General features: G+C 61.1%; 27 protein-coding genes, 1 tRNA gene and 2 pseudogenes. 17 read left to right on the forward strand and 13 right to left on the reverse strand.

All coding sequences use genetic code 11. The features are described from left to right. Nucleotides 1–17: 17 nt before the first annotated feature. The 3 genes and pseudogenes from NCN05_RS09345 to NCN05_RS09355 all read right to left on the reverse strand — a co-directional run. Complete coding sequence (locus NCN05_RS09345) at nt 18–1958, reverse strand: tetratricopeptide repeat protein (protein WP_250397870.1); 1941 nt, start codon at nt 1956–1958, stop codon at nt 18–20. A gap of 25 nt (nt 1959–1983) precedes the next feature. Continuing rightward, the gene (locus NCN05_RS09350; protein ID WP_250397871.1) at nt 1984–2235 is read right to left on the reverse strand and encodes a hypothetical protein; all 252 of its coding nucleotides are present in this window, start codon (nt 2233–2235) and stop codon (nt 1984–1986) included. Between the two features lie 235 nt (nt 2236–2470). Continuing rightward, a pseudogene (locus NCN05_RS09355) lies at nt 2471–2770 on the reverse strand (DNA-3-methyladenine glycosylase); the annotation flags it as partial. A 28-nt stretch (nt 2771–2798) separates the two neighbouring features. Between NCN05_RS09355 and NCN05_RS09360 the strand changes: the two are divergent. Genes NCN05_RS09360 through gatC form a run of 4 tightly spaced genes read left to right on the forward strand, consistent with a single transcriptional unit; the run spans nt 2799 to nt 4837 of the window. Beyond that, entirely contained in the window at nt 2799–3557 is a 759-nt protein-coding gene (locus NCN05_RS09360) for a queuosine precursor transporter (protein WP_250397872.1), read from the forward strand. Between the two features lie 14 nt (nt 3558–3571). After that, entirely contained in the window at nt 3572–3715 is a 144-nt protein-coding gene (locus NCN05_RS09365; protein WP_170950905.1) for a DUF8629 family protein, read from the forward strand. Between the two features lie 43 nt (nt 3716–3758). Beyond that, nucleotides 3759–4547, forward strand: a complete 789-nt coding sequence (locus NCN05_RS09370; RefSeq protein ID WP_250397873.1) for a creatininase family protein — start codon at nt 3759–3761, stop codon at nt 4545–4547. Beyond that, entirely contained in the window at nt 4544–4837 is a 294-nt protein-coding gene (gene gatC / locus NCN05_RS09375; protein WP_250397874.1) for an Asp-tRNA(Asn)/Glu-tRNA(Gln) amidotransferase subunit GatC, read from the forward strand. Before NCN05_RS09370 ends, gatC begins: the two co-directional genes overlap by 4 nt. Before the next feature lie 7 nt (nt 4838–4844). Here gatC and crtR read toward each other — a convergent pair whose 3' ends face one another. Next, nucleotides 4845–5876 carry a beta-carotene hydroxylase gene (crtR, locus tag NCN05_RS09380; RefSeq protein WP_250397906.1) on the reverse strand — a complete coding sequence of 344 codons (1032 nt, stop codon included), beginning with the start codon at nt 5874–5876 and terminating at the stop codon, nt 4845–4847. Between the two features lie 54 nt (nt 5877–5930). Continuing rightward, nucleotides 5931–6012 (reverse strand) — tRNA-Leu (locus NCN05_RS09385). Between the two features lie 54 nt (nt 6013–6066). On the opposite strand from NCN05_RS09385, the gene NCN05_RS09390 reads away from it, so the two are divergent. Both NCN05_RS09390 and ileS read left to right on the forward strand, forming a co-directional pair. Further along, nucleotides 6067–6561 carry a Ycf66 family protein gene (locus NCN05_RS09390; RefSeq protein ID WP_115081576.1) on the forward strand — a complete coding sequence of 165 codons (495 nt, stop codon included), beginning with the start codon at nt 6067–6069 and terminating at the stop codon, nt 6559–6561. Between the two features lie 27 nt (nt 6562–6588). After that, complete coding sequence (ileS, locus tag NCN05_RS09395) at nt 6589–9513, forward strand: isoleucine--tRNA ligase (protein ID WP_250397875.1); 2925 nt, start codon at nt 6589–6591, stop codon at nt 9511–9513. On the opposite strand, the gene NCN05_RS09400 is transcribed toward ileS, so the two are convergent. Then, nucleotides 9498–9791, reverse strand: a complete 294-nt coding sequence (locus NCN05_RS09400; protein WP_250397876.1) for a DUF7734 family protein — start codon at nt 9789–9791, stop codon at nt 9498–9500. The two genes, ileS and NCN05_RS09400, sit on opposite strands and share 16 nt — an antisense overlap. Then, nucleotides 9791–10402 (reverse strand): DUF3177 family protein, encoded by a 612-nt coding sequence (locus NCN05_RS09405; protein WP_250397877.1) that lies wholly within the window; start codon nt 10400–10402, stop codon nt 9791–9793. Before NCN05_RS09405 ends, NCN05_RS09400 begins: the two co-directional genes overlap by 1 nt. A gap of 69 nt (nt 10403–10471) precedes the next feature. Here NCN05_RS09405 and NCN05_RS09410 point away from each other — a divergent pair, with 69 nt between their 5' ends. Genes NCN05_RS09410 through NCN05_RS09425 form a run of 4 tightly spaced genes read left to right on the forward strand, consistent with a single transcriptional unit; the run spans nt 10472 to nt 14772 of the window. Beyond that, a complete protein-coding gene (locus NCN05_RS09410; protein ID WP_250397878.1) occupies nt 10472–11767 on the forward strand; it encodes an FIST signal transduction protein in 1296 nt (431 codons plus the stop codon). Between the two features lie 24 nt (nt 11768–11791). Continuing rightward, nucleotides 11792–12496: a tRNA (guanosine(46)-N7)-methyltransferase TrmB gene (trmB, locus tag NCN05_RS09415; protein ID WP_250397879.1), complete on the forward strand. Its 705-nt coding sequence runs from the start codon at nt 11792–11794 to the stop codon at nt 12494–12496. 9 nt (nt 12497–12505) lie between these two features. Further along, nucleotides 12506–13822, forward strand: a complete 1317-nt coding sequence (locus NCN05_RS09420; RefSeq protein ID WP_250397880.1) for an IctB family putative bicarbonate transporter — start codon at nt 12506–12508, stop codon at nt 13820–13822. Further along, nucleotides 13819–14772 carry a BadF/BadG/BcrA/BcrD ATPase family protein gene (locus NCN05_RS09425; RefSeq protein WP_250397881.1) on the forward strand — a complete coding sequence of 318 codons (954 nt, stop codon included), beginning with the start codon at nt 13819–13821 and terminating at the stop codon, nt 14770–14772. The genes NCN05_RS09420 and NCN05_RS09425 overlap by 4 nt, the downstream gene beginning before the upstream one ends. Here the strand turns inward: NCN05_RS09425 and glmM are convergent. Then, nucleotides 14759–16153: a phosphoglucosamine mutase gene (glmM, locus tag NCN05_RS09430; protein WP_250397882.1), complete on the reverse strand. Its 1395-nt coding sequence runs from the start codon at nt 16151–16153 to the stop codon at nt 14759–14761. The two genes, NCN05_RS09425 and glmM, sit on opposite strands and share 14 nt — an antisense overlap. A gap of 711 nt (nt 16154–16864) precedes the next feature. On the opposite strand from glmM, the pseudogene NCN05_RS09435 reads away from it, so the two are divergent. Next, nucleotides 16865–18181, forward strand: a pseudogene (locus NCN05_RS09435) (lytic transglycosylase domain-containing protein); the annotation flags it as partial. An 87-nt stretch (nt 18182–18268) separates the two neighbouring features. Here the strand turns inward: NCN05_RS09435 and NCN05_RS09440 are convergent. Then, nucleotides 18269–18772, reverse strand: coding sequence for a hypothetical protein (locus tag NCN05_RS09440; protein ID WP_250397883.1), 504 nt, complete (start codon nt 18770–18772; stop codon nt 18269–18271). Nucleotides 18773–18835: 63 nt separating this feature from the next. On the opposite strand from NCN05_RS09440, the gene NCN05_RS09445 reads away from it, so the two are divergent. Next, nucleotides 18836–19411 carry a thioredoxin domain-containing protein gene (locus NCN05_RS09445; protein WP_114988140.1) on the forward strand — a complete coding sequence of 192 codons (576 nt, stop codon included), beginning with the start codon at nt 18836–18838 and terminating at the stop codon, nt 19409–19411. A gap of 44 nt (nt 19412–19455) precedes the next feature. Further along, nucleotides 19456–20178 (forward strand): FAD-dependent thymidylate synthase, encoded by a 723-nt coding sequence (gene thyX / locus NCN05_RS09450; RefSeq protein ID WP_250397884.1) that lies wholly within the window; start codon nt 19456–19458, stop codon nt 20176–20178. A 10-nt stretch (nt 20179–20188) separates the two neighbouring features. Here the strand turns inward: thyX and dcd are convergent, their stop codons facing one another. Both dcd and NCN05_RS09460 read right to left on the reverse strand, forming a co-directional pair. Then, a complete protein-coding gene (gene dcd, locus NCN05_RS09455) occupies nt 20189–20782 on the reverse strand; it encodes a dCTP deaminase (RefSeq protein ID WP_006849961.1) in 594 nt (197 codons plus the stop codon). Then, nucleotides 20782–21381, reverse strand: a complete 600-nt coding sequence (locus NCN05_RS09460) for a cob(I)yrinic acid a,c-diamide adenosyltransferase (RefSeq protein ID WP_114988180.1) — start codon at nt 21379–21381, stop codon at nt 20782–20784. Before NCN05_RS09460 ends, dcd begins: the two co-directional genes overlap by 1 nt. A 145-nt stretch (nt 21382–21526) precedes the next feature. Here NCN05_RS09460 and rph point away from each other — a divergent pair, with 145 nt between their 5' ends. Genes rph through NCN05_RS09480 form a run of 4 tightly spaced genes read left to right on the forward strand, consistent with a single transcriptional unit; the run spans nt 21527 to nt 24667 of the window. After that, nucleotides 21527–22270 (forward strand): ribonuclease PH, encoded by a 744-nt coding sequence (rph, locus tag NCN05_RS09465; protein WP_250397885.1) that lies wholly within the window; start codon nt 21527–21529, stop codon nt 22268–22270. 58 nt (nt 22271–22328) lie between these two features. Beyond that, complete coding sequence (ntcA, locus tag NCN05_RS09470) at nt 22329–23045, forward strand: global nitrogen regulator NtcA (RefSeq protein ID WP_250397886.1); 717 nt, start codon at nt 22329–22331, stop codon at nt 23043–23045. A 27-nt stretch (nt 23046–23072) separates the two neighbouring features. Next, on the forward strand, nt 23073–24224 hold the full coding sequence (locus NCN05_RS09475) for a DUF3084 family protein (protein WP_250397887.1): 1152 nt from the start codon (nt 23073–23075) through the stop codon (nt 24222–24224). Next, nucleotides 24221–24667, forward strand: coding sequence for a RuvC family protein (locus NCN05_RS09480; protein ID WP_250397888.1), 447 nt, complete (start codon nt 24221–24223; stop codon nt 24665–24667). The genes NCN05_RS09475 and NCN05_RS09480 overlap by 4 nt, the downstream gene beginning before the upstream one ends. Here the strand turns inward: NCN05_RS09480 and NCN05_RS09485 are convergent. Together NCN05_RS09485 and pth are read right to left on the reverse strand one after the other, a co-directional pair. Further along, nucleotides 24645–24902: a DUF3146 family protein gene (locus tag NCN05_RS09485; protein ID WP_226402302.1), complete on the reverse strand. Its 258-nt coding sequence runs from the start codon at nt 24900–24902 to the stop codon at nt 24645–24647. The two genes, NCN05_RS09480 and NCN05_RS09485, sit on opposite strands and share 23 nt — an antisense overlap. Further along, a complete protein-coding gene (gene pth / locus NCN05_RS09490; RefSeq protein ID WP_250397889.1) occupies nt 24902–25519 on the reverse strand; it encodes an aminoacyl-tRNA hydrolase in 618 nt (205 codons plus the stop codon). Before pth ends, NCN05_RS09485 begins: the two co-directional genes overlap by 1 nt. Nucleotide 25520 lies beyond the last annotated feature (1 nt).

Genomic DNA, 25520 nt, shown 5'->3' on the forward strand with positions numbered 1-25520 from the left:
CTGGCTTGGTTTCTGGCTTATGCCTTTGCAGGCAACCAGCGCTCCTTGTCTGATAGCAATTCGCTGGTTGGCATCAACACACATTCGTCAACAGAAGTCTGAGCAGTTTCCGAGTAAAAGATAAATGTCCAATCATTTAGAGCAGCAGAGTCGTCAGGCAATTCGATCAGCACATCATCTAAATCAATAGAATCATCCAGAGCCTGATCCCACTGATCGAAACCCCGAGCTCTCGCCAAACTCAAGAGATCCTCCATCATCTCAGGAGACGGCGAATACTTAGGCGAAGTGGAGTTGACGACAGAAGGTAGAATTATATTCGGAAGTCCATTGGCAGATAAGAATGCAGACTGAATTCTTGAGCCCACAGAAAAATCACCTAGCGGAAGAAGATAGTCAACACGCTCTTTCGCAAGGGCAGCACTCAAGTCTTTCTGACTCAGCTCTCGATCGAAAACCCCAGAAAGCGCTCTGACAGTGGGGTTGTCCAGATGCAGATGCCCACCATTGATCTCTTTCTTTAGCAATGAATAATCGCATTGGTTGCTGCGATACAAATACTTCAAGGCAGAGACGAGCCTCTGCTCAGCAGGGCGGTAAAAAGCTACTCGCGCAGGCTGAGACTGCAATCTCATACACAGGTCATTCCAAAGCAAATCCTGCGCAACTGAAAAAACATTGACCATGCACCCACTCAAAACGCCGTCCACCTCATTCAGAGCACGCGAATAAGCCTGAAGCTCCAAAGGCGAGTGACAGCGACTGACATGAAAAAGATTCCTCGCAGGGCTCAAGCCGACAAGCTTGATTCTTTCAAGCAAGAGCTTGAGCGGGTTATACATACGCATTCCTCCTGTTTTAGGAATATGCACATGCCAAAGGCTCGCCCAAGATTCCAAAGCAATTGCATCCTTAAAGCTAGGAATTAATTGATACGATGACGGCAAGACAGTCTTTATCTTTTGGGCAACTTCTGAGGTCAAATCCTTGCCATTCGATGCATCAGACCTTTTCCCCAAAACAATAAATTCCTGCTTGATTTCCAGACTTCTCTGATAATGAGAAATCGCATCATCTACAAGAGACTGTCCCTCCTCTAATTCAGCTAGAAGATAAAAAGCATCCGCAGAATCGGGCTTCAACTCAATCGCATTCTGATAACTAGCGATCGCTTCTTCAAACTTCTCTTGCTCTTTAAACGTATTACCTAAATTCAAATACGCATCTGCAAAATCGGGCTTCAACTCAATCGCCTTCCGATAACTGGCGATCGCTTCTTCAAACTTCTCTTGCTCTTTAAACGTATTACCTAAATTCAAATACGCATCTGCAAAATCGGGCTTCACCTCAATCGCTTTCCGATAACTGGCGATCGCTTTCTCTACCTCTCCCTCTTCATTCAATACATTACCCAGATTCAAATACGCATCAGCAAAATCAGGATTCACCTCAATCGCCTTTCGATAACTGGCGATCGCTTCTTCAAACTTCTCTTGCTCTTTAAAAGTATTGCCTAGATTCAACCAAGCACCCGCGAAACCTGGCTGTATGGAGACTGCGCGCCTGAGGACAATCTCTGAGTGCTCAAAACGCTCTACCTCTTTCAGGCAAATGCCAAGATTATTTAATGCCTCAGGATACTCCGCCCTCAAACCAAGAGTCTTCTCATAGCAAGGGATCGCCTCGTCCCATCGCTCAGCATCCTTAAAGACATTCCCAAGGTTATAAGCAGCGTCAGGATTTCCTGGCTGCAGAAATATCGCCTTACTCAATAGATCAATTGCCTCATCAAAACTCTTCTTCTCTCTGCAGATACAACCACAGAAATTAAGTGCATAGAAATTATTGGCATCAACAGCGAGCACACTTCTATAAATCACCTCTGCCTGATCCAGCTCTCCCTGGTTATGCAATGCAACAGCAGCCTGCAGCTGCTGCATAATCTCCTCTTGATTCACCAGGCATCTCTCACCTGACGCCATTTTACGGCAACTTCTTGCCTCGCTTCACTGCCTGGTGGTCACTGGTGAACCTTGCGATCACATACTCCTCTACAGAGGCATAACTGGTGCGCTGCAAAATCTCTTTGATCTGATCCTCTATCTTTCGATTATTGATCTTCAGCATTGGAATCTCCTTCAGCGGATGGCGGCTGATTGAGTCAACCTGGCGTGATATTCCAGCAACGCTTGCTTGTAGCACTCTCACCTGCACAGCGCCGTTGTTATTGCGCAATGGCGGTGGTCTCCGCATCACAACCTCTTCTCTCACTCGCTTCCCGATCTGGTTTACCTGCGGGCTAAAGCCGATTCAGCGCAAAAGCCAATCCCAAATGCCACTGCCATAGCCATCCGTAGCTCCTCTGCTTCCACCTCAGCAGCAACTCTCAATCTTTCCATGTTTGTGGCTTGATTTCTGGCTTATTTCTCCAAAACTCCAAACCAGACGCCAAGCCCAGTCTTCAATTTCAGCGACCCGTCACCACATTCACGCAGTGGTGGATGCCATAGCTGACATACACATAGAACCGCCCTGGCTCACCGAACAGGGTTTCGTTTTGCGGTGAACGGCGGCGGTAGCCATGACAGGCGGGATCGTCTTGGGAATAGGCCTCTGTTTCCACAATCACGCCCCACAGCAAACCTCAATCCGCTTGGCGTTTCACCAACCTGCAGCCCACCAGATCGGGGCCCACAATCTGAGCCGGACGGGCAAAAAAATTGAGCGGAAGCGAAACGAAATCGATGACAAGCTGCCGGCTGGCGGCCACGCTTGTTTCAGCTTGAACGTTGCAGGCTGTGGACAGCAACCTCCAGGCACGGCGTGATGGGGTTTTTCTGGTGCTGGCGGGTTTGTTCCTCGGAACACTCGGCATGCTCAACATCCTGGGCCTGACGCGCTTCCTGCAACTGGGCAGCATCGGCGGCTGGCCGATCGTGGTGGCCGTTGGCGCACTGCCCTACCCGGTCACGTTCCTCTGCACTGATCTGATCAGCGAACTCTGGGGAGAACAGAAAGCCAATCAAGTGGTGTGGGTCGGGTTGCTGCTCAACGGATGGGTGCTGCTGATCCTCTGGCTGGGGGGTGTGCTGCCGAGCATGAGCGGCAGCGATGACAGCACCTTTCGCACCATTCAGCAGCTCAGTTTCGGTTCGGTTGGCGCCTCGATGGTGGCTTACCTCACGGCGCAGTTCGTGGACGTGCGGCTGTTCCATTTCTGGAAACAGCTCACCAAAGGCAAGGCGCTCTGGCTGCGCAACAACGGCTCCACCCTGGTGAGCCAGTTGGTGGACACCAGTGCAGTGGTGCTGATCAGCCATTACGGCGCCCATGTGCTGCCTGTGCAGCCGGAACGGTCCGTGCTGCCGCAGCTGATCAGCTTCATTGGCAGCGGCTACCTGTTCAAGGTGCTGGCAGCGCTGACCGACACGCTTCCCTTCATCTGGCTCACAGGATGGCTGCGGAGGTGGCTGGACATTCCTGAAGAGGAAGGCGAACTCACAACAGAAGCCCCGTCATCGATGCATGAAGGGCGCATCCACTCCAAACTGAGATGAGTTCAGGCCAGGTGATGGACGCAGCCACCTCCAGCTTCAACCTCGGCACTGTGCTTCTCGCCAGCATCGTGCTGTTCCCCTTGGCCTGCCTGTTCTTCGGAACACGCGGCGGCTACTACAACACCGATCAGTACGACGGCAACGGCACCGCCCACTGATCGGCGGGAGTTGAGCGATCATCGGGTCACTGGTTCAGCCTGAATGACCGCTGCAACTCCCGGTCCTGTCGACAGCACGGACGCCATTCGCCTCGCCCTGCGCAGTTGGCCTGAAGTGGAGAGCTACCTCCAAGGCTGCAAGGGGGTGATCATCCCCCTGGGATCCACCGAGCAGCACGGTCCCACGGGCGCCATCGGCACAGACGCCCTCACCGCAGAAGCGGTGGCCCTTGAGGTGGGTCGTCGCACAGGCGTTTTGGTCACCCCAGCTCAAGCCTTTGGCATGGCGGAACACCACCTTGGTTTCGCGGGAACGATGAGCCTGCAGCCAGCAACGCTTCTGGCCGTTCTGCACGACCTGGTGTTGTCCCTGGGCCGGCATGGCTTCGAACGGGTGTTCGTGATCAATGGCCATGGCGGCAACATTGCAACGGCCAAAGCCGCCTTTGCCCAGGCCCACGGCACCGCCGCCACCCGCAAGCTCCCCGTTGCCCCGCAGCTGCGTTGTCGGCTGGCCAACTGGTTCATGGCCGGCCCCGTGATTCGCCAGGCGCGCGATCTGTATGGCGACAAAGAAGGCCATCACGCCACGCCCAGCGAAATCGCTGTCACCCTCGCCATGGAGCCGAGCCTGCAGAGCAAGCAGCGACCGCTGCCCGACCCCGCGCCAGCAGGCCCCATCCATGGACCGGACGACTTCCGGCGCCGTCACCCCGATGGACGCATGGGGTCCCACCCCTCCTTGGCCACCGCCCAGCATGGTGACGCCTTGCTCGAGACAGCCGCGACCGCGTTGAGCGAGGATCTGCGCACGTTCCTCGGCGAGTCATGAGCCAGATTTCCAGCGACGACGTCCGCAAAGTGGCCCAGCTCGCCCGCCTTGATCTGCCCGAGGACAAGATTGCGACCTACACCGGTCAGCTCGAGTCCATCCTCGAGTACGTGGGTCAGCTCCAGCAGGTGGACACCGAAGGCGTTCCGGAAACCACGCGAGCCGTGGAGGTGACCAACGTCACCCGGGCCGATGGCGTGCAGCCGACCCCCGTTCGGGACGACATTCTCAACCAGGCACCCCATAGAGAGGGTGACTTCTTCCGGGTTCCGAAAATCCTGGCCGACTGAACCCGGATCAGCGAGACACCGAACGTTTGGGCTCGGTTTTGATCGCGATGCGATCAACAAAACCGAGCCAGTGGCGACGCAGCCCACGACCTGGCATGAAGCGGGCTGCGCGCCTCATCTTTCCGCTGCGGCGCTTGTGGCTGCGCACTCCCACAAGGATGTCGTAGAGGAAGTTGTAACCATCCCGGCGGGTCTCAAAAATTCCCAACCGTTGGGGAGATCCCTTGGCGTCGAGCAGAGGCTTGGTGGCCTCATAGGCCGGTTTGTATTCGAACCAGGGAATGGATGGCCAGAGGTGATGAACCAGGTGATAGTTCTGCCCCATGATCAGCCAGTTCATCAGCCTGCCTGGGTAGATCCTGGCGTTCGTCCAGCGGTTGCGGGAGGTGAACGGCCGATGCGGGAGGTAGTCGAAGAACAAACCCAGCGTCACGCCCACCATCAGGGCAGGGGCAAACCAACAGTTGAAGATGAACGGCAGGAAGTCAAAGCGTGCCGCCGCCAGCACGATCACCACAAAAATGCTGCGCTCCAGCCCCCACTGCATCAACTCCCAGCGGCGCCAGAGGCGACGTTGAAAGAAAAACCATTCGTGATAGAAAAATCTCGGAGCAATCAGCCAGAGCGGCCCGAACGTGCTGACGATATGGTCCGGGTCGTTCTTCGGGTCATTCACATGGGCGTGATGCTCAAGATGCACCCGCGTGAACACGGGAAAGCTGAACCCGAGCAACAGCGCCGAGCCATGGCCCATGGCCTGGTTGATCCATCGATTGGGATGGGCTGCGTTGTGGCAGGCGTCATGAATCACCGTCCCTTCCAGATGCAGCGCAAGAAAGCCCGTGCAAAGCACCACCGGCAGGGGCAAGGCCGCCACAAACCAGCCCCAGATGGTCAGAGCCGCCAGGGCATAACCGCCTAGGAAGAGGCCAACGGTGGGGTTCCAGAAGGCCGGCGGGTCAACGAATTCACGCGGAACCGAGCGATAGCCCATTCCGACCGGACGAGGCTGCTGTTGTTGAGCAGTGCTCTGATGCATCCGGAGGTCAGGCAACAAGTCTGTAACGATCCCGAACCACGGTAGGGAAAGGAATGCCCACCGGGGGACTTGAACCCCCACGACCAAAGCCACTGGTACCTAAAACCAGCGCGTCTACCAATTCCGCCAGGTGGGCAACGCCCCGACTTTAGAGATCGCACCAGAATGGGAGCAGACCGCCACACCTCGGATGCTTGCGACCCTCAGCGGCGATCTCTGCCTCCTGCTCGGCCTGGCACTCCTGTTGCTTCCCCTTCTGGCCGTTGAACTCAGTCGTCCCCGCGATGGTGTTTGGGGCGCGGTGGTCTTGCTGCTGGGTCTCGTTCTGGTCACCAGCACGGACCGTCTGCGGGGAGCGCCGATGCTGGCGGTTCTCTGCGCCGGCCTGTTGATCGCACGCTTGGGATCCGAGGTCGGACAGGCCCGCTGGAACAGCCTCAGCGAAACCGAGCAGCAGCGGTTCACCTCGCTCGATCATTGGCGCACCAGCCTTCAACAACTGTTGATCACCACGGGCCGAGTGGGCGAAGGCATCAGCGGCATTGCCAAACAACTCAAACCGGCCGGGAAATCAGGGGTTACGGGCAAAAAATGGGTGCGTCCCGAGTCCCCCGAAACCACTGACGCAAGCGACACCGAATCAGCCGAAGCCGCCAAGGTCACATCTCCAGAGGGCGAAGACTGATAATCCCGAGGCCAGAGCAGGGACCCCGTGAGCAAGGAGACGCGCGACGCCGCCGCTGAGGAACGCCCCTCCTACAAACACACCCTCAATCTGCTGCAGACGGGATTCGGCATGCGCGCCAATGCCGTCCAACGCGAACCTGAACTGCAGGGCTTCTGGAAAGACCACGGCATCGACGGCGAGCTGGGCCTGAACAACAGCGGCCCAACTTTCACCCTCCATGACGGCCCGCCCTACGCCAACGGTGCGCTGCACATGGGGCATGCCCTCAACAAGGTGTTGAAGGACGTCATCAACAAATATCAGGTGTTGAACGGGCGGCGAGTGCGCTACGTACCGGGCTGGGACTGCCACGGTCTGCCGATCGAGCTCAAGGTGCTGCAGTCGATGGATCAGGAGCAGCGAAAGGCGCTGACACCGATCAAGCTGCGCAAAAAGGCTGCCGCCTACGCCCGCAAACAGGTGGATGGCCAGATGAAGGGCTTCCAGCGCTGGGGCATCTGGGCGGACTGGGAGCAGCCATATCTGACTCTGCAAAAGGAGTACGAATCGGCTCAGATTCGGGTGTTTGGCGAGATGGTGCTCAAGGGGCACATCTACCGGGGTCTGAAACCGGTGCACTGGAGCCCGAGTTCACGCACCGCTTTGGCCGAAGCGGAACTGGAGTACCCAGACGGCCACACCAGTCCCAGCGTCTACGCCGCCTTCCCAGCCGTGGAGCTTCCAGCGGCGCTGCGGGATGCACTCAAGGCCGAAGGCCTGGACCTGCCCACGGAGACCGACGCCCTTGGGAAGGCCCTGCAGGTGGCGATCTGGACCACCACCCCCTGGACGCTGCCGGCCAACCTGGCGGTGTCGGTGAATGAACGGCTCGATTACGCCCTGGCCGACGACGACGATGGCCGACTGCTGCTGGTGGCTGCCGATCTGATCGAGACGCTGAGCAGCACCCTGGCGCGCCCACTGAGCCGGCGCGCCACCGTCAAAGGCGCTCTGCTCGCCGGGCTGACCTACCGCCACCCGCTGCTGGATCGCACCAGTCCGGTGGTGATCGGGGGCGATTACATCACCACCGAATCAGGCACAGGCCTCGTGCACACCGCACCTGGTCACGGCGTCGACGACTTCCACACCGGCCAGAAGAACGGCCTGCCGGTGCTTTGCCCTGTGGACGAAGCCGGCAACCTCACCGACGAGGCCGGGCCGTTCGCGGGCCTGAATGTGCTCAAGGATGCCAACCCCAAGATCATTGAGGCACTGGAGTCCGCCGGGGCCCTGCTCAAGCAGGAGGCCTATGGCCACCGCTACCCCTACGACTGGCGCACCAAGAAACCCACCATCTTCCGGGCCACGGAACAGTGGTTTGCCTCCGTGGAAGGGTTCCGTCAACAGGCCCTGGATGCGATCGCCGCCGTGGAGTGGACCCCTGCTTCCGGTCGCAACCGGATCGAATCGATGGTCAAGGAGCGAGGCGACTGGTGCATCTCCCGTCAGCGCACCTGGGGGGTGCCGATCCCCGTCTTTTATCACCGCAGCAACGGCGAGGTGCTGCTGAACGCCGACACTCTGGAGCACATCCAGGCGTTGATCGCCGAGCACGGCGCCGACGTCTGGTGGGAGAAAGACGAAGCGGATCTGCTGCCGCCCGCCTACGCCGACCAGGCCGATCAGTGGCGCAAGGGCACCGACACCATGGACGTGTGGTTCGACTCCGGCTCAAGCTGGGCTGCCGTCGCCAGCCAGCGGGACAACCTGAGCTATCCCGCCGACCTGTACTTGGAAGGGTCCGACCAGCACCGCGGCTGGTTCCAGAGTTCACTGCTCACCTCGGTCGCCGTGAATGGCCACGCTCCCTACAAGCGGGTGCTCACCCATGGCTTCGCCTTGGATGAGAAGGGCCGCAAGATGAGTAAATCCCTCGGCAACGTGGTCGACCCGATGGTGATCATCGAGGGGGGCAAAAACCAGAAACAGGAACCGCCCTACGGCGCCGATGTGCTGCGGCTCTGGGTGAGCTCGGTGGATTACTCCGCCGATGTGCCGATCGGAGCCGGGATTCTGCGCCAGCTGGCCGATGTGTATCGCAAGGTGCGCAACACCAGCCGCTATCTGCTGGGCAACCTGCACGACTTCAATCCGGCAACCGACGCGATCCCGATTGCGGAACTGCCGTTGCTGGACCGCTGGATGCTGCAGCGCACGGCCGAGGTGATGGACGACATCACAGAAGCCTTCGAAAGCTTCGAGTTCTTCCGCTTCTTCCAGCTGCTGCAGAACTTCTGTGTCACCGATCTGTCGAACTTCTACCTCGACATCGCCAAGGACAGGCTCTACGTGAGTGCCCCCGCCGACCAGCGCCGGCGCAGCTGCCAGACCGTGATGGCCCTGATCATCGAGCGCCTGGCCGGACTGATCGCTCCCGTCTTGTGCCACATGGCCGAAGACATCTGGCAGAACCTGCCTTACCCCGTGGAGAAGACATCGGTCTTCCACCGGGGCTGGCCGACGGTTCCAGTCGAGTGGCGTGATGCTGCTCTCAGCGCTCCGGTTCAAGAGCTGCGGGAGCTCCGCGCCGCCGTCAACAAAGTGCTTGAAGATTGCCGCGGCCGTCAGGAACTTGGCGCATCGCTTGAGGCAGCCGTGCGGATTGACGCCCGCCGTCCGGAACTCCAGGCCGCTCTCTCCTGGCTGAGTGAGACGGGGGATCCCGAGGTGGACGGTCTGCGGGACTGGCTGCTGGTCTCACAACTGCAGATTGGCGGCGAGCCCTGGGCCGAAGTGCTGGCCAGCCAGGACGACGAGCTCGCATCGATCGAGGTGAGCCGAGCGCGGGGAACCAAATGCGAGCGCTGCTGGCACTACGAGGGGGATGTGGGTCAACACCCGGAGCATCCCCACATCTGTGGGCGCTGTGTTGGGGTTCTGGAACGCCGGACTCACCAGTTGGCCTGAGCCAGGAGATCGTTCGGCGGCATCGGTCCAGCCAGGACAACCTCTTGACCTGGCGACAAGGGCCCCTGCAGCAGCTCAGCCTGATCGAGGCTGGTTCCCTCAGGGAGAACGGAGGCATCAGGGTCAAAGGCGGTTGGATGGGTGGTGCTGCTGCTGAACCCACGGAAGATCAGCAACTCAAACGGCTCATCCCCGACCTGACCCCGTAGGCGGACAACCCGCTGGGGCTGAACACGCGTTCGCTCTTCCAGGGCCTGAACCAGCGCCTGGTCAGTCATCAGAAATCCCCCGCCACGCGGCCGTAACGGGGCAAACGCACCAACAGCCACTGCAGCAAACCAGCCAGGTAAGCCACCAGGGCGACGTACCCCACAAAGGCAGCAACGGCCTCGGTCCACAAACCACCGAACAGAAAATTGAACACCGTGGCCGCAAGACCATGGATGCCCTGAGGAGCTTCCAGCCAGGTGTGGCATGCCGAGGACTCCAGCTGTTGCATGCAGCCCAAACCCGTCACGCTCATGCCCAGGCTGATGAGAGCAAACCCACTGAATGCCCAACGCCACACCTTCACGGCAAGGGGCAGCGGACGCCAGGGCGGCTGGTCGGCCAGCTCCTCATTGATGTCGACCCAGAACCACAGGCTGATCACCATCAACACCGGTGCGACAACCGCCATGGCGTAGCCCAAGGGCCGCTGATCCGTCAGCAGCAAGAGGCTGATCGCCATCAGGCTGGCCACTTTCCAATAGATCCCGAGCAGCCGAAGCACCAACGGCTCGCGACGCCAGGACGACCAGATCAACAGGACCAGAGGCACGCCAACGGCGAAGGTGGCGGCCAGGCGATAGGTCAGCCACACCAGAGCGCGGTACGTGAGCTCGTTCACTGGGGACTGTCACAGTGCCGCCATTATCAACGTCCCGAGCTGTGCTCCAGGGTTGATAAGGTCCGCTTCATGGCACCGTTCGCACCGTTCAGCTGGTTTCGCTCCGGGGGCGCTGAAGCCAGTTGCCGGACAGGGTTGTCTGGCAAAGCGTCCCTGGATGAAGCCGTAAGGGATGTGGTCGTGCAACTGGGCCGATCCAAGGGCGAAGCCGATCTCGCCCTTGTCTTCACCTCCACGGGTTATGCCACCGACCTGCCGCGGCTGCTGCCGATGCTTCGCGCCCAGATCAGCGCGAAGCATTGGATCGGATGCACCGGTGGCGGCGTGGTGGGCACCCGCGGCGACGGAAGCGCCGCGGAACTGGAGCAGACACCTGCTTTGAGCGTGACGCTGCTCTCCCTACCGGGGGCATCGATCGCCACTCAACACCTGAGCATCGAGGAGCTGCCTGATCTGGATGGAGCCGCCCAGCAATGGCAAGACTGGGTTGGCATCACCCCTGAGGCTGCCCGCAGCCAGATCCTGCTGATCGACCCCACCAGCAGTGGAATCAATGACCTGATCAGCGGGCTGGACTACGCCTATCCGAGTGCCGAAAAGATTGGCGGCATCGCCGCACCCCACAACAGCCCGCACGGATCGTTGCTGCTGGATGACCAGGTCGTCACCGGCGCAGTGGTGTGTTCCATCGGGGGAAGCTGGCGGCTCGAAACCGTTGTGGCCCAGGGATGCCGCCCCATCGGCCCGGTCTTCTCAATCGAGCAGGTGCAGCGCAACGTGTTGTTGGAACTCAGTGATGGCAGCACCAAGGCCAGCCCCATCAATTGCCTGCAACGGGTTCTGGCGGACCTCAGCGAACGGGAGCGCGAACTGGTGCGTCACTCGTTGTTCCTCGGTGTGGAACGCAGCAGCCTGCGGCTGAACGCCAACGGAGCAGCCTCGGAATCGAGTGCCTTCCTGATCCGCAACCTGATCGGAGTCGATCCCAACAATGGCGCCGTGGCCGTTGCAGCGCGGGTGCGCGCCGGCCAAAACGTGCAATTTCACCTGCGCGAAGCAACGGCCTCCCAGGACGAAGCCGTTGCCCTGCTAACGGCAGCGACAACTGATTCTGACGACACGGTCCACTTCGGACTGCTCATGGCCTGCCTGGGACGGGGCCAGGGGCTATTTGGTCGAGCCGATGGCGACATCAGCCTGGCGCGTCAACTAATGCCAGACCTGCCTGTGGCGGGAGCGTTCTGCAACGGTGAGATCGGACCCGTCGGCGGGACAACACATCTGCATGGCTACACCGCCTGTTGGGGCTTGCTGCGCCAGGACCCCGACAGCTCCTCCGGCAGTGGCTCTGACAATCTCGGTTGAACCGGATCGCACCGCTTCAGAACCTTGCGTCAGCACGTCAATCCCCTCAGCAGCTTCTTCCAGTTGCCGCTGGAATTACCACCACCCCAGCAGCTGTTTCGCGTTCCTGATCAGCCGATCCACCTTGATATCGGCTGCGCCCGTGGCCGGTGCCTGCTGGGCTTGGCCGAGCGTGATCCCCACTGGAACCATCTCGGCGTTGAAATCCGCCGACCGCTGGTGATGTCTGCCGATCAAGACGCGCTCGCCTCGGAGCACGGCAATGTTCGGATCCTGTTCTGCAACGCCAACATCAGCCTGGAAGGCTGGATGAAGGCCCTGAAGCAGGACCGACTGCAGCGGGTCTCGATCCAATTCCCCGATCCCTGGTTCAAACGCAGGCACCACAAGCGCCGGGTCCTGCAGCCGGCGCTTCTGCTCGCGATTGCAACAGCCCTCCAGCCCGGCCGTGAGCTGTTTCTGCAGAGCGATGTTCTGGACGTGATTGAGCCGATGGTGGCTCTCACCGAGCTCAGCGACTGTTTCGACCGCCCCGCCGAGGACCAACGTCCCTGGCGCGCCAGCAACCCGCTTTCGGTTCCCACGGAACGGGAGCGCTACGTGCTTGAGCAAAACCTCCCCGTCTACCGGGTGCTCTATCGACGGAACCAGAATCCACTTCCTTCCGTGTCAGATCTGGAACAGCGCTGGCAGGAGATCGATAATCCGGCGGAAGCACTCACCACCTGAAGCCCCACGATGGCCTCTGCGGATGCAACCCAGACGGCAAGCGGTGGGGCCCTGTTGGTGCGCTGGCAGGGGGTGATCACTCCGGATCAGGCGGTGCTGAAACGCCTTGAAGGGCTGGCGGGACTCCTGCTGCTGGCCTTGTTCACGGGTCTTCCTTTCTTCACACGCACAGGCCTGGCCCTGGTGATTGCAGCCTGCGGCGTTCTTTGGCTGCTCTGGTGCCTCTGCAGTCCGCCACCTCGGCGCATCGGAACCATCTCGCGCTGGCTGATGCTTTTTCTGGCCATCGCGATTGTGACCACCGGATGTTCTCCGGTTCCAATTGCCGCCAGCAAAGGCCTGATCAAACTGCTCAGCTACCTGGGCGTTTATGCCTTGCTCTGCAAGCTGCTGCTGAGCAACAGCCGATGGTGGAACCGGCTGGTCGCCGGACTGCTGAGTGGCGGGCTGCTCAGCAGTGTTCTGGCTTTGCGACAGCTGTATGCCTCCAGCGAGGCACTGGCGGGCTGGGCCGATCCGAATTCCATCAGCGCCGGCACCATTCGGATCTACGGCCCCCTGGGCAACCCCAACCTCCTGGCGGGTTACCTGCTGCCGCTGATTCCCTTCGCAGCGATCGCACTGGTGCGCTGGCGTGGGGTGGGAGCCCAGCTGTTTGCCGGAACCACATTGGTGTTGGCAGCAACAGCCACGCTGTTCACCTACAGCCGCGGCGGCTGGCTGGGAATGGTTGCTGCCGGTGCCGTGCTGCTGTTGTTGCTGCTGCTGCGCTGGACACGCCACTGGCCTCCGCTCTGGAGACGTCTTGTGCCTCTGGCCGTGCTGCTGGTTGGAGCCGCTTGCCTTGTGGTGGCGGCCACCCAGATCGATCCGATCCGCACGCGCATCACCAGCCTGCTGGCGGGACGGGGGGATAGTTCCAACAACTTCCGCATCAACGTCTGGATGGCGGCCATCCAGATGGTGCAAGACCGTCCCTGGCTGGGCATCGGCCCTGGCAATACGGCCTTCAACAGCATTTATCCCCTGTATCAGCAACCGAAGTTCAACGCCCTCAGTGCCTACTCCGTACCCTTAGAAATCCTGGTGGAAACAGGCATTCCCGGGCTACTGGCCTGCCTGGGATTGCTGGCCAGCAGCCTGAGGCAGGGCCTCAAGCAGCTCAATGCCGATGCTCCAAGCGCCTTGGCATCCATCGCCAGCCTCGCTGCCATCGCTGGCCTGCTGATGCAGGGCAGCACCGACACAATCTTCTTCCGCCCCGAAGTGCAGCTGATCGGCTGGTTTGCTCTGGCCAGCCTGGTGAGTCAACCCAGGGAATCATGACACTGCTCGCTGGATTCGATGCCGGACAGACGCACACCCGCTGCCGCCTCAGCGTGGTTCAAAACGGCGTGCACCAGCCTGTTGGAGAAGGCGAGGGCCCCGGAGTCAGCCACCTGGATGCCCCCCAGGGTGAACGTCGTTTCCTCGAGGCGATCAGCACCAGTGCGCAGGAGGCCCTGAAAAATCACCCCGATGGCGTGATCCAGGCGGCCGTTGTGGGAGCCAGCGGTATCGAACACGGAACAGCGTTGCAACAGCGTGCTGAACGTTTGGTGGGTCAGGCCCTGGCCATCGGTGATGACACTGGCTTGACCAAGGTGCTGGTCACCGGAGACGAACACACCGCCTTGCGAGGTGCAATCCCTGAAGGTGCAGGAATCCTGGCGATCAGCGGCACCGGAATGATCGTGCTGGGCCGAGACGAGAACGGCCATGAACACCGCTGTGGTGGCTGGGGATGGCTACTCGATGGAGCCGGCTCGGCCTTTGATCTCGGCCACCAGGGATTGCAGCTGACCCTGCGCATGGCCGATGGACGCCTGCCCGACCATCCGCTGCGCCTGCAGATCTGGAATCAGATGGGCTGCGACAGCCACGCTGCAGTGAAAGCCCGGGTGGTTCAGCAGGACTTCGGCACGGCTGACTTTGCAGCCTTGGCTCCGCTGGTGGTGGAAGCCGCAGCCAAGGACTGCCCTGGCGCGGAGAAGATCGTTCAGGGATCGGCAGCAGCCCTCTCCCGCTGCATCAGCACCGTGGCCCAGCAGCTTTCCCTGCGCTCCCCCCTGGTGGTCTGCCATGGAGGAGCCGTCACCCATCTCCAGGGGTTCCGCACAGCCGTGCAACAGGCCATCCATCAGTCGATTCCCGAAGCCCGATGGGGCAAGGCCAAGGGCGATGCCTGTGATGGCGCCCTCCTAATGGCCGAGGCCTTAAGCCTCAGGCCGCGTTGAGATGATCCTCGGCAACGGCGGCCAGATGCCCCGTCCAATGCTCCACAGCGTCCGACTGCTCGGCTTCCACCATCACCCGCAAGACGGGCTCCGTACCACTGGCCCGCACCAAAATGCGACCGGTCTCGCCCATCGACTGCTCCGCTGAAGCAATGGCGTCGGTGAGAGCAGTGCAAGCGCTCCAGTTCTTACGGCGCAAACGGTCGATCACCCGCACATTGACCAATTTCTGCGGGTAGGCCTGGAAACTGCGGTCCAACCAATCGCTGAGGCTGATGCCCTGGGCATGGCACAAGGTGGCCAACTGAACAGCGGTCAGAACACCGTCACCACACAGCCCATGGGAGGCGGAAAGGATGTGGCCGGATTGTTCTCCACCGAGGCCCGCGCCACTGGCCACCATGGCGGCATGGACGTGCTGATCTCCCACCGGCGTGCGATCGAGGGTGCCGCCCCGCTGCTGCCAGGCACGCTCGAAGCCAAGGTTCGACATCACAGTGGCCACCAACCGCTGATCGGGGAGCGCCTGCTGCTCCTGCAGCACGGATCCCCAGAGAAACAGCACGTGGTCGCCGTCGATGATGCGGCCGCGGCCGTCCACCGCCAGCATCCGATCGGCATCACCATCAAAGGCAAAACCCATCGCCGCGCCGCGCTCGATCACAGCCCGTTGCAGCGGTTCCAGATGGGTTGACCCGCAAGCAACGTTGATGCGGGAGCCATCGGGTTCCCCATGGAGCACGGTGAGATCAGCCCCCAGGGCACGGAAGGCATCGGCACCGCACGCCGTCGCGGATCCCCAGCAGAGGTCCAAAACGATGGGAACGCCATCCAGTCGGCGTTCAGCCACCGATTGCTGCAACACCTCTCTGTAGCCATCCAGGAGATCGGCGCTGGATCGCACCACACCGCAGCGGAATGTTGCTTGCTCAGCCATGGGCGTCTGCCCCTGCAGACCGGCTTCCACCTGGGCTTGACGGGAGGCGCTGAGTTTGGCGCCATCGGCCCCAAACACTTTGATGCCGTTGTCCGCAGGGGGGTTATGGCTGGCGGAGACCATCAGGCCGCCGGCGGCCCCCAGCTGGCGAATCAACAACGGAACCGCCGGCGTCGGACAGAGCCCAAGGGTCCACACATCGCGACCAGCGGCCGTCAAGCCGGCCGTCAGGGCAGCAACCACCATGCTGCCGCTGGTCCGGGAGTCCATCCCGATCAGAACAGGACCTTCCGCCTGCAGAACCCTACCGACCCAATAGCCCACCTGAAGACACAGGGCGGGGGTGAGAACAGTGCCGGCGAGACCACGGATCCCATCGGTTCCAAACCCTGGCGCAGCGTCACCGAGAGCGGGGCCGATCGGGGAGCACGCCTTTTGAACCATGGGTCTCAATCGTGGACAGCACCATAGGAAGCACCTCTGAGGCTGATTCCCAGGGACGTGACAGGTGCAGCTCTGCCCTCCACGGCCCACAGGCGATCAAAGGCTCGCCAACTCTGTTTGAAGCATCAGAATGAAACGAGTTCAAGGTTGGGTGTGCAGGCAGGGCCGCGAATCGGAACGCTGCTGCTGCTTTCGGTTGCTGGTTTCAGTGGGTTAGCTGCATGGGGCGGGCAGCTGCTTCTGAACAAGCAGCATCAGCGCCTCACGCCTGAGGTCTCGCAGGCAAGGCTCTGGCAGCACTACCGCTGGGCCATCGATCCGCAGACCCGTCGAGAGGCCGCCCTATTGATGGTGGCGAGGGATGGGTCACCGCAACTGCTCCATGGCCAAGGCTGGGGGCGCGATCCGATGGCGGCCGTGGTGCTCGAACGGGCAGCCCTCACCGCTGCCGCCCAGGGCAAGCCATCGGACGCTGCTGAGACCTGGCAGCGCCTGTTGGATCGCTTTCCCGAAGCACCCGGCTCCGCTTGGGCTCGATTGGCGCTTGGCAACAACAATCCCGTTCTTCATCAGCAGCTGCTCCAACAGCAACCCGCACACCCCGCAGCACTGACCCTGGCGGCTCGGGATGGCTCCGAAGCGCTAGCAAGCCATCAAGGCGCCTTGCACCTGGCCCGTTGGAATGCGCGCCGAGCCGGCGCCCTTGGGCTGATGCGTGACGCCTGCGAGGCCACGGGGGCGCAGGCACCTCAACCCGACCAACGCCAAACCTTGGCGCAAGCACTGGCAAAACAAGGCCATGCCGACACCGCAGTGACCTGTCTTCAGGAGCTTGAGGCCTCCCCTGAGACCCAGCTGGCCATCGGTCGTTCCCTGCTGCTGCATGGCGACCCTGATGCAGGTACAGCCCGGCTGCTGACCCTGGCGCAGAACCACCCAAACCACCCCGCCAGCCTTGAAGCAGCACGGATCTTGAGTGAACCGCTCGATGCCCAGCCTGGGGTTCTGGATGCGCTTCCGGCTGCCCTTGAGGAGCGCTCAGCCGCTGTTGCAGCAGCTCGCGTGCGACTCGCAGGCGGCGATGGGGCGGATGCCGCCCTGAGCCGCTGGCCCAACGACCCCGACATCTGGCAACTCCAATGGGACCTCGCCCGCGAGGCATTTCTGGCTGGAGATTGGGATCGTGCCCGTGCCCTGCTGGAACGCCCCGATGAGGATGGTCCCCTGCCTCCACCGTTGGAGACGCGGCGGCTGTTCTGGTTGGGGCTTAGCCACAAGCAACTCGGCGAAACGACAAAGGCAGAACGCAGCTGGCGCCGCCTGATCGGGGCCTTCCCGGGGGGCTACTACCGCTGGCGCGCCATGGAGCACCTGGGTGTGGCCGAACCCCTTGCGTTGCGATCCCCAGACCCGCAGCAGGAGCCTCCAGCCTGGCAACCGCTCAACAGCCATCACCGCCTGGTGAACGAGCTTTGGCGCCTGGGCCAGGTGCACGCCGCCTGGGAGGCCTGGCAAGCCCAGGCAGACCCTGCAGTCCCACCGCCACCTGAAGAACGTCTCGCCGAAGGCAGGCTGCGCCTCGCCATCGGGGACACCTGGATGGGACTGGACCAGCTCTGGTGGCTCAGCCTCCGCTGGCGTAATCCGAGCTGCCATCAACGGACTCTCCTGCATCGCAGCCAATTCCCTCGCCTCTTCGAAGCTGAGATCCAGACAGCGGCAGAGCAAGCAGGCGTTCAGGCCAATCTGCTGCGAGCAATCGCCAAACAGGAATCACGCTTTGCTCCTGGTGTCGTCTCACCTGCTGGTGCCGTAGGCGTGATGCAATTGATGCCCTCCACAGCCACAGAGATGGCTGACGCACCAACCAGCACGCTGATGCTGAAGGATCCCTCCGACAACTTCGAACTGGGCGCGCGCTACCTCAACCACTTGCTGGAGCAATGGGAAAGCGACCCATTTCGCAGCATTGCCAGCTACAACGCCGGGCCTGGTGCTGTGGCCTCTTGGGCACAACCCACGGATCAAGACGACGATGCGCTCTGGGTGGAACGCATTCCCTACCCGGAAACACGCTTCTACACCAAGAAAGTGCTGGACAATCTGCTCGGCTACCTAGGCGGCAATCAATCGTTCTGCAACGAGACTGGCGCTGGGATGGAGCAGAAGCGTGCCGGCGACGATGCCAGCGATCACGACCAAACTCATCAGAAGCAGGCAGATCCCGGCGGCGGGCAGAACACCGATGCGGATGAGATCGAGCCTGGCCAACAGCACGGCTGAGGCCAGGATCAACACGTCGGTGAGCACATTGAGCTTCAGCAGATAGATGCCACCGGTGATCACCACCAGCAGCGTGACCACCAACGTCATCACCCGGCTCGACGCCATCAGCAACGACACCTGGCGCAACAGCAGATCGGGCATGGTGCAGAAGACGACAACCACCTGCGTCTGCAGCAGCACGAGACACCAGAACCAGGCCGCACTCACGCCATAGAGAGACGTGAAGGAGGGCTGAACAATCTGCCAATGGTTGCCGAGCACAACCGCAACGAGAAACAGCACCGTCAGCAACGGCGCCCGAACCGGAAGGCTCAGCAGTCGCAGAATTGGCATGGCGTCAAGGTAGCGGCGGCCTTTCGAAGGAGCTGCCAGAGTGATCGCTGTGGTTGACGTGCGATGACAGGCACCCCGGAGTCTTCGCCCCTGGGCACAGCGCAGCGATGGGTGCTGGTGCTGATTGCGGTAGCTCTGGCCATGGGCCTGGTTGTCCTACGCGGTGGCATTCAGAGCGAAAGTCCGATGGAGCAGCTGGCGAGACGATCCCTCGACCCACAAACAGCGTTAACCAACGGACGCCCAACGCTGATCGAGTTCTACGCCGATTGGTGCCAGGTCTGCAGAGAGATGGCACCTTCGATGCTGGCTTTGGAGAAGCAATCGCGCGATCGACTCGATGTTGTTCTCGTCAACGTCGACAACCCCCGTTGGCAAGATCTGGTTGATCGCTACGACGTCAATGGCATTCCCCAGTTGAACCTCTTCAACGCTGAGGGGGAAGCCAAGGGGCGATCCCTCGGCTTGCGCAGCGCTGAGGAACTCCAGCTGCTCACCACAGCACTGCTTGAAAATCAGCCGTTGCCGGCCTTGCCTGGCGTCGGCAACATCAGCCAGCTGCTGACGCCCCCCTCTGCGAACAACGCGATGGCAGGGGCCTCGAGCCCAGCCAACGCGGGGCCCCGCAGCCATGGTTGACACGCCTCGCCATGATCACCACAACTCGTCACTCTGACGCTCCCATGGACCGCTTTCGGGTCGATCTGATTGCAGCTACGCCGAACCCGCAGCAATGCGTGTACGCCGCCATGCATCAGGACTACAGCGAAGGATTCGTGGCCGGAGATCGTGCCAACTGGCCCGATGAGCAGCGGGCTGGAGAGATCTGTGTGAAACGCCTGCTGTCTGGAGAGCGCGGCCACTACGGCCCGATGGAGCATGCGCAGATCGTGCTGAACGTGGGCTGGTTCCCGCACTCGGTGATGCAGCAGGCCCGCACCCACCGGGTTGGGGTGAGCTTCGATGTGCAGTCGATGCGTTACACCGGTGAACGCATCTGCCGTGCAGCGGATGGAGCCCTCGACCTGGAAGAGGTGTTCTATCTGCGGCCCATCGGCGAGTACAGCGATCGGCAGGGCAAGAAATACGCCTACACCGAAGCACTACGCCAACAGGATCTTGATCTCTGCCGGAGCGCCGCCGAGCGCTACAGGGATCTGCTCAGGGCGGGCTTCGCCGAGGAGCACGCCCGCGGCATCCTTCCCTTCGACTACCGCCAGCATTTTGTGGTGAGCTTCAGCCTGCGGGCTTTCCTGCACTTCATGGACCTGCGGGCCAAGCTCGATGCCCAGCTGGAGATCCGCCAGCTCTGTGATCTGATGTGGCCCCACATGGTGGAGTGGGCCCCTGAATTTGCAGCCTGGTACGAAAAAAGCAGGCTGCACCGGGCGCGTTTGGCCCCCTAATCAGAGAGAACTAGACCTTGGCCAGCGTCACCCGTTCCGGTTGATGCTGGTATTTGCCTTGTCGATCGCTGTAGGTGGTCGAGCAGGGATCACCCTCAAAAAACAGCAGCTGACAGATGCCCTCATCGGCATAGATGCGGCAGTCAGCACCGGAACTGTTGCTGAACTCAAGGGTGAGGTGACCCTCCCAGCTCGCTTCTGCCGGGGTGGTGTTCACGATGATTCCAAGGCGGGCATAGGTGCTCTTGCCCAAGCAGATCACGGTGATGTTGGGGGGAACCCGCAACTTCTCCAAGGCCACACCCAGGCCATAGGAATGGGCCGGGAGAATGAAATATCGCCCGTCTTCATCCTCATGCAGGGGAGTGGGTTCCAGGTTGGCCGGGTTGAACCGCTTGGGGTTCATCACCGTGCCTGGAACATGCCGGAAGATCAGAAATTCCTGGGGAGAAAGGCGTAGGTCGTAGCCGTAGGAGGAGCAACCAAAACTCAGCACTGGCCGCAGCTTCTGCTCCGGCTCCAGGTGACGGACCAAACCGCTCTGGAATGGCTCGATCATTCCCTGCCCGGCCTGTTCAGTGATCCAGCGATCGCACTTGAGCATCAGAAACCTCGGCGCAACTCCGTGACTTGATCTGCCATCTCCACCACACCGGCGGGGATTGCAGGTCCAGTGATGATCACATCCATCGAAGCGGGCCGCTGCTCAAGCGCTGCAATCACGTCCGCTTCATCCAGGTATCCGAAGGCCACGGCAAGGCCGAGTTCATCCAACACCAGCTGGTCGAGATCTCCCTGGATCAGATGCTGACGGCAGATGGACCAAACCTCAGCCACCGCCTCCGCACCACCGGGATGCCCCGGCGAAGAGAGGCAGAGTGGCACTTCCGGCCGCAGCCAGACGAGGCCTCCGCAGAGCTGCACCCGGCCGGCCGGTCCCTGCTGCACGCCCCCTTTGAGGAACTGACTGATCAGAACACGACTGCCCAAGCCGGCAGCTCGCATGGCCTGGCTGAGAACACTGGCGAAACTGCCTCGATAAGGCGCCGTATGCACTTGCAGCTGCCCTTCGGGAGCCACCAGATGTAGGGGTGGCGGATCAGAAACGGCAGGCAAGGGCCTCAGGCCCGCCCGTTGCAAGGCCTGCTGATCCCGATCCAGGGAATTTTGGAAGGATTGGGGGTCGGCGAGGCTTGTGGTCATCACGAAAGCATCTGTCCGGGCGACCCCGGCAAGACCTTGAATGTAGCGGCGAGATCACATTCCACAAGGGGATCGACACCACCCATGGTGTTTGGACAGGGCGAGAACCAACCGCCTGCGAGGCTTGACGAACTGCACACCACCGATGAGCCAATCCCCTGAGCAACGCACTGATGGCCGTCGCCCGCAGCAGTTGCGACCGTTCTCGGTGACCTGGAATCCCATGGGGTTTGCCTTGAGCTCCCTTGTGGTTCATACCGGCCGAACCGCTGTTCTCTGCAGCGTTTGCTTAGAGGACAAGGTTCCCCGCTGGCGCAAGGGAGAAGGATTGGGATGGCTCAGCGCCGAATACCGGTTGCTGCCCGGATCAACCCCACAGCGGCAATCACGGGAGCTGATGAAACTCTCGGGTCGCACCCAGGAAATTCAGCGACTGATCGGCCGAAGCCTGCGCGCCGTGATCGACATGGAGCGCTTAGGGGAGCGCACCTTGCTGATCGACTGCGACGTGATCCAAGCGGACGCCGGCACCCGGACGGCCTCGATCACCGGGGCTTGGCTCGCCCTGGACCAAGCCTGCCGATCACTGGTGGACCAGGGAGTCCTAGAGCAATCGCCCCTGATCGATCAGGTAGCGGCCGTCTCCGTGGGCTTGGTGGATGGCCAGGCCTTGCTGGATCTGGACTACAGCGAAGACAGCCGAGCCGAGGTGGACCTGAACATTGTGCAGTCCGGCGATGGCCGCCTGCTGGAAATACAGGGAACTGCAGAGGGTGCGCCCTTCAGTCGCAGGCAACTCAATGAGCTGCTGGATCTAGCAGAGCCGGGATTGAGATCCCTGATGCAGGCGCAACGCCAGGCCTTCAACGAGCACAGCAGCGTTACGTAATAACCGCTACATGCCGGCCACCGCCGGCTCCGTAACTTCGCCACACCAGGGGGTTGTCATGACCAGTAGCCGAGGTTTCAGCCGATACGCCCCACAGATGGTGGCTCCAGCTCCCAGCGCAGAGCCCGCCAACCGTTCTCTGCTGGAGATCATCCGGGATCTCGATGGCGCCAGCAGTGAACTGGTGGATCGCAACAAGACCATCTTTTTCCCCGGAGATCCCGCAGAACGGGTGTATCTGATCCGCCGGGGAGCCGTTCGTCTGTCCCGCGTCTACGAATCGGGAGAAGAAATCACCGTGGCCCTGCTCCGCGAGAACAGCCTCTTCGGGGTGCTGTCGCTGCTGACAGGTCAACGGTCCGACCGCTTCTATCACGCTGTGGCCTTCACCCGGGTCGAAATGGTGACGGCACCAGCGACCTCCGTGAAGACCGCCATCGAAGCAGACACCAGCGTTGGCCTGCGCTTGCTTCAGGGTCTCTCCAGCCGGATTCTGCAGACCGAGACGATGATTGAAACCCTCACCCATCGGGACATGTCCTCCCGACTGGTGAGCTTCCTGCTGGTGCTTTGCAGGGACTTCGGCGTGGCAGATGAGCTGGGCATCACCATCGACCTGCGCCTGTCCCATCAAGCCATCGCTGAAGCAATTGGCTCAACACGCGTCACAATCACGCGTCTGCTGGGAGACTTGCGTCAATCCGGTCTGGTTCAGATTGACCGCAAGAAAATCACGGTTCTGGATCCGATCGCGCTGGCCAAACGCTTCAGCTAGGCCTGCCATCGCCCAACTTGTGCAGCCATGAGCGGCTGGGCACTGATACTGGTTCTGTTGGTGCTCGGGGGCGTGCTGTCGACCCTGGGCGACCGCTTGGGCAGCCGCGTCGGCAAAGCGCGACTGAGTTTGTTCAGCATGCGCCCACGGCGCACCGCCGTTTTGATCACGGTGTTGACCGGCAGCCTGATCAGCGCACTCTCACTTGGCCTGATGCTTCTGGTGAGCCGGCAGTTGCGGGTCGGCCTGTTTGAACTGGATGCCCTGCAGGAGAAACTCCAGGACAGCCGTCAACAGCTGGAGGCAGCCGAGCGGGAACGGGACAAGACCCAAACGGAAACCAAACGGATCGCCATTGAGCTCGAGCAATCGCAGCAACGGGCCAACACCCTGCGCCTCCAACTGGCTCCTCTGCAGAAGGAGCTGGCCCAACTCGAAGCCGAACGTGAACGTCTCAGCCAGGACATCGCCTCCCGCGATGCGGACATCCAGCGCACGGAAGCCGAACTCAACAGCGTTCGCAGCCGCATCCGTGCCGGTGAGCAGGAACTCAAACAACTGGAACGCAATCTGGTCGCCTTGCGGCGTGGATCGGTGGTGATCAGCAGCGGACAGACCTTGGCAAGAGCAACGGTTCGACTCGATGCTCCAAGCCAGGCCAAACAGGCTGTCGACAGGCTGTTGCAGGAGGCCAATCTCAACGCCTACGGGAAAGTGCGGCCCGGCGAAGCACCCGAACGCCAGTTGATCCGCGTTCCGCGCAGCGATGTGGAACGCCTGCAAAGCATCATCCGCAAACCGGAGACCTGGGTGATCTCGCTGCGCTCCGCCACCAATGTGCTGCGGGGTGAAACGGCGGTGTACGCCTTCCCCGAGGTGCGTCCCAACCGGCCGGTGACCCAACGCGGAGATGTACTGGCCACCACCACACTGCAACCGGATGAACGCACCTCAGAGGGCATTCGCACACGGCTGAACCTTCTCCTGGCCTCGGCCTATGCCGAAGTGCAGCGGCGGGGATCTCTGACCGAAGGCCTTCAGTTCGATGGATCAGCCCTCTCCCAACTGGTCCAGACCCTGATGGAAGGACCCAGCCAAAGCGTGGTCTTGAAAGTGATTTCCGCAGAGGTCAGTGAAAGTGCCGATCCTGTCGTGGTCACCATTCAGGCCTCCCCATGAAACGGGTGGCCGTCCTCGATCCAGGCCGCTGCAAATGTGGTCTTGTGCTGGCCGATCTTCAGCTCGGCCTCGTGCGCGAAGGGCATGTGCTGGCCCCGGAGGCCGTCGAACCCTGGCTGGAGCGATGGAATCAAGACCAAACTCTCGACCGCATCCTGATCGGCGATGGCACGGGAAGCCGAGCCTGGATCCAGCGACTGGAACGGCTGGGCCATCTCACTGTGGTTCCGGAGCAGGGAACAACCCTGAGGGCGAGACAGCGTTACTGGGCGCTGTGGCCGGCTCGAGGTTGGCGACGGATGCTGCCGGCAGGACTGCGCATTCCACCGGTGGATCTGGATGCTGTTGCAGCTTTGGTGATGCTTGAGGAGCACCTGCAATGCCGCCTGAAATGGCCTGAGCCTGCTCCCACCTTCTCGCTCAGAACCTGGCCCGGACCATGAAGGTGTAATCACCCCCCGGCTCCAGCCTGTAATCAGAACGCACCAGAAACCTCCGCAAGGCATCCTCGATCAGGGCACGTCCCAGGGATGGCTCCACCATCAGTTCACCGCGATCAAAGGCCCAGGAAAACTGCCACTCAAACCCTCCAGCAGAAACTTCACCCTCCACGCACTTGGCTTGAAAACACTGACGGAGCACCCGCAAATGGGCCGTTGTCGCCGGAAGTGCCGGCATCAGTCGACCGACTCCAGGTCATAGCGGAACCCGTTGATCCAGGTTCCAGCGCGCTCAAAGCTCTGGCGCTGAAGACGTTGAATCCCATCCAGAACAGCATCGAGAACTGCGCCAACACAGGGTTGCTCCACCTTGCTGAACGGACCAAGAACATGGGAAACCGTTCGGGCGCGGCGTTCGGCAGGGTTCTCAGCCGGCGCACCAATGCCAATCCGCAGCCTGGGGAACGCCTGGGTCCCGAGATGCTGAATAGTGCTGCGCAAACCGTTGTGCCCGCCGGCACTGCCCTGGGCCCGCAACCGCAAACGACCCAGCGGAAGATCCATATCGTCCACCAGCACCAGCAATTGGTGAGGCTCCAGGCCGAACCAATCGAGAGCCGCACGAATGGCACGACCGCTGTCATTCATGTAGGTCTGAGGCATCAGCAAGCGCAGCCGCTGCTCACCAACCCCTGTATCAGCTGCAAGACCGTGCAACTTGGCTTGCTGACGAAAACTGAACCCAGAGCGCTCACCCAAAAGCTCGAGGGCCATGAACCCGATGTTGTGACGGGTGCCGGCGTATTTCGCACCCGGATTTCCCAGACCCACCACCAGCTTGAGATCAGTGGTCATA

The sequence above is a fragment of the Synechococcus sp. MU1651 genome, from assembly GCF_023630635.1.
GTDB lineage: Bacteria > Cyanobacteriota > Cyanobacteriia > PCC-6307 > Cyanobiaceae > Parasynechococcus.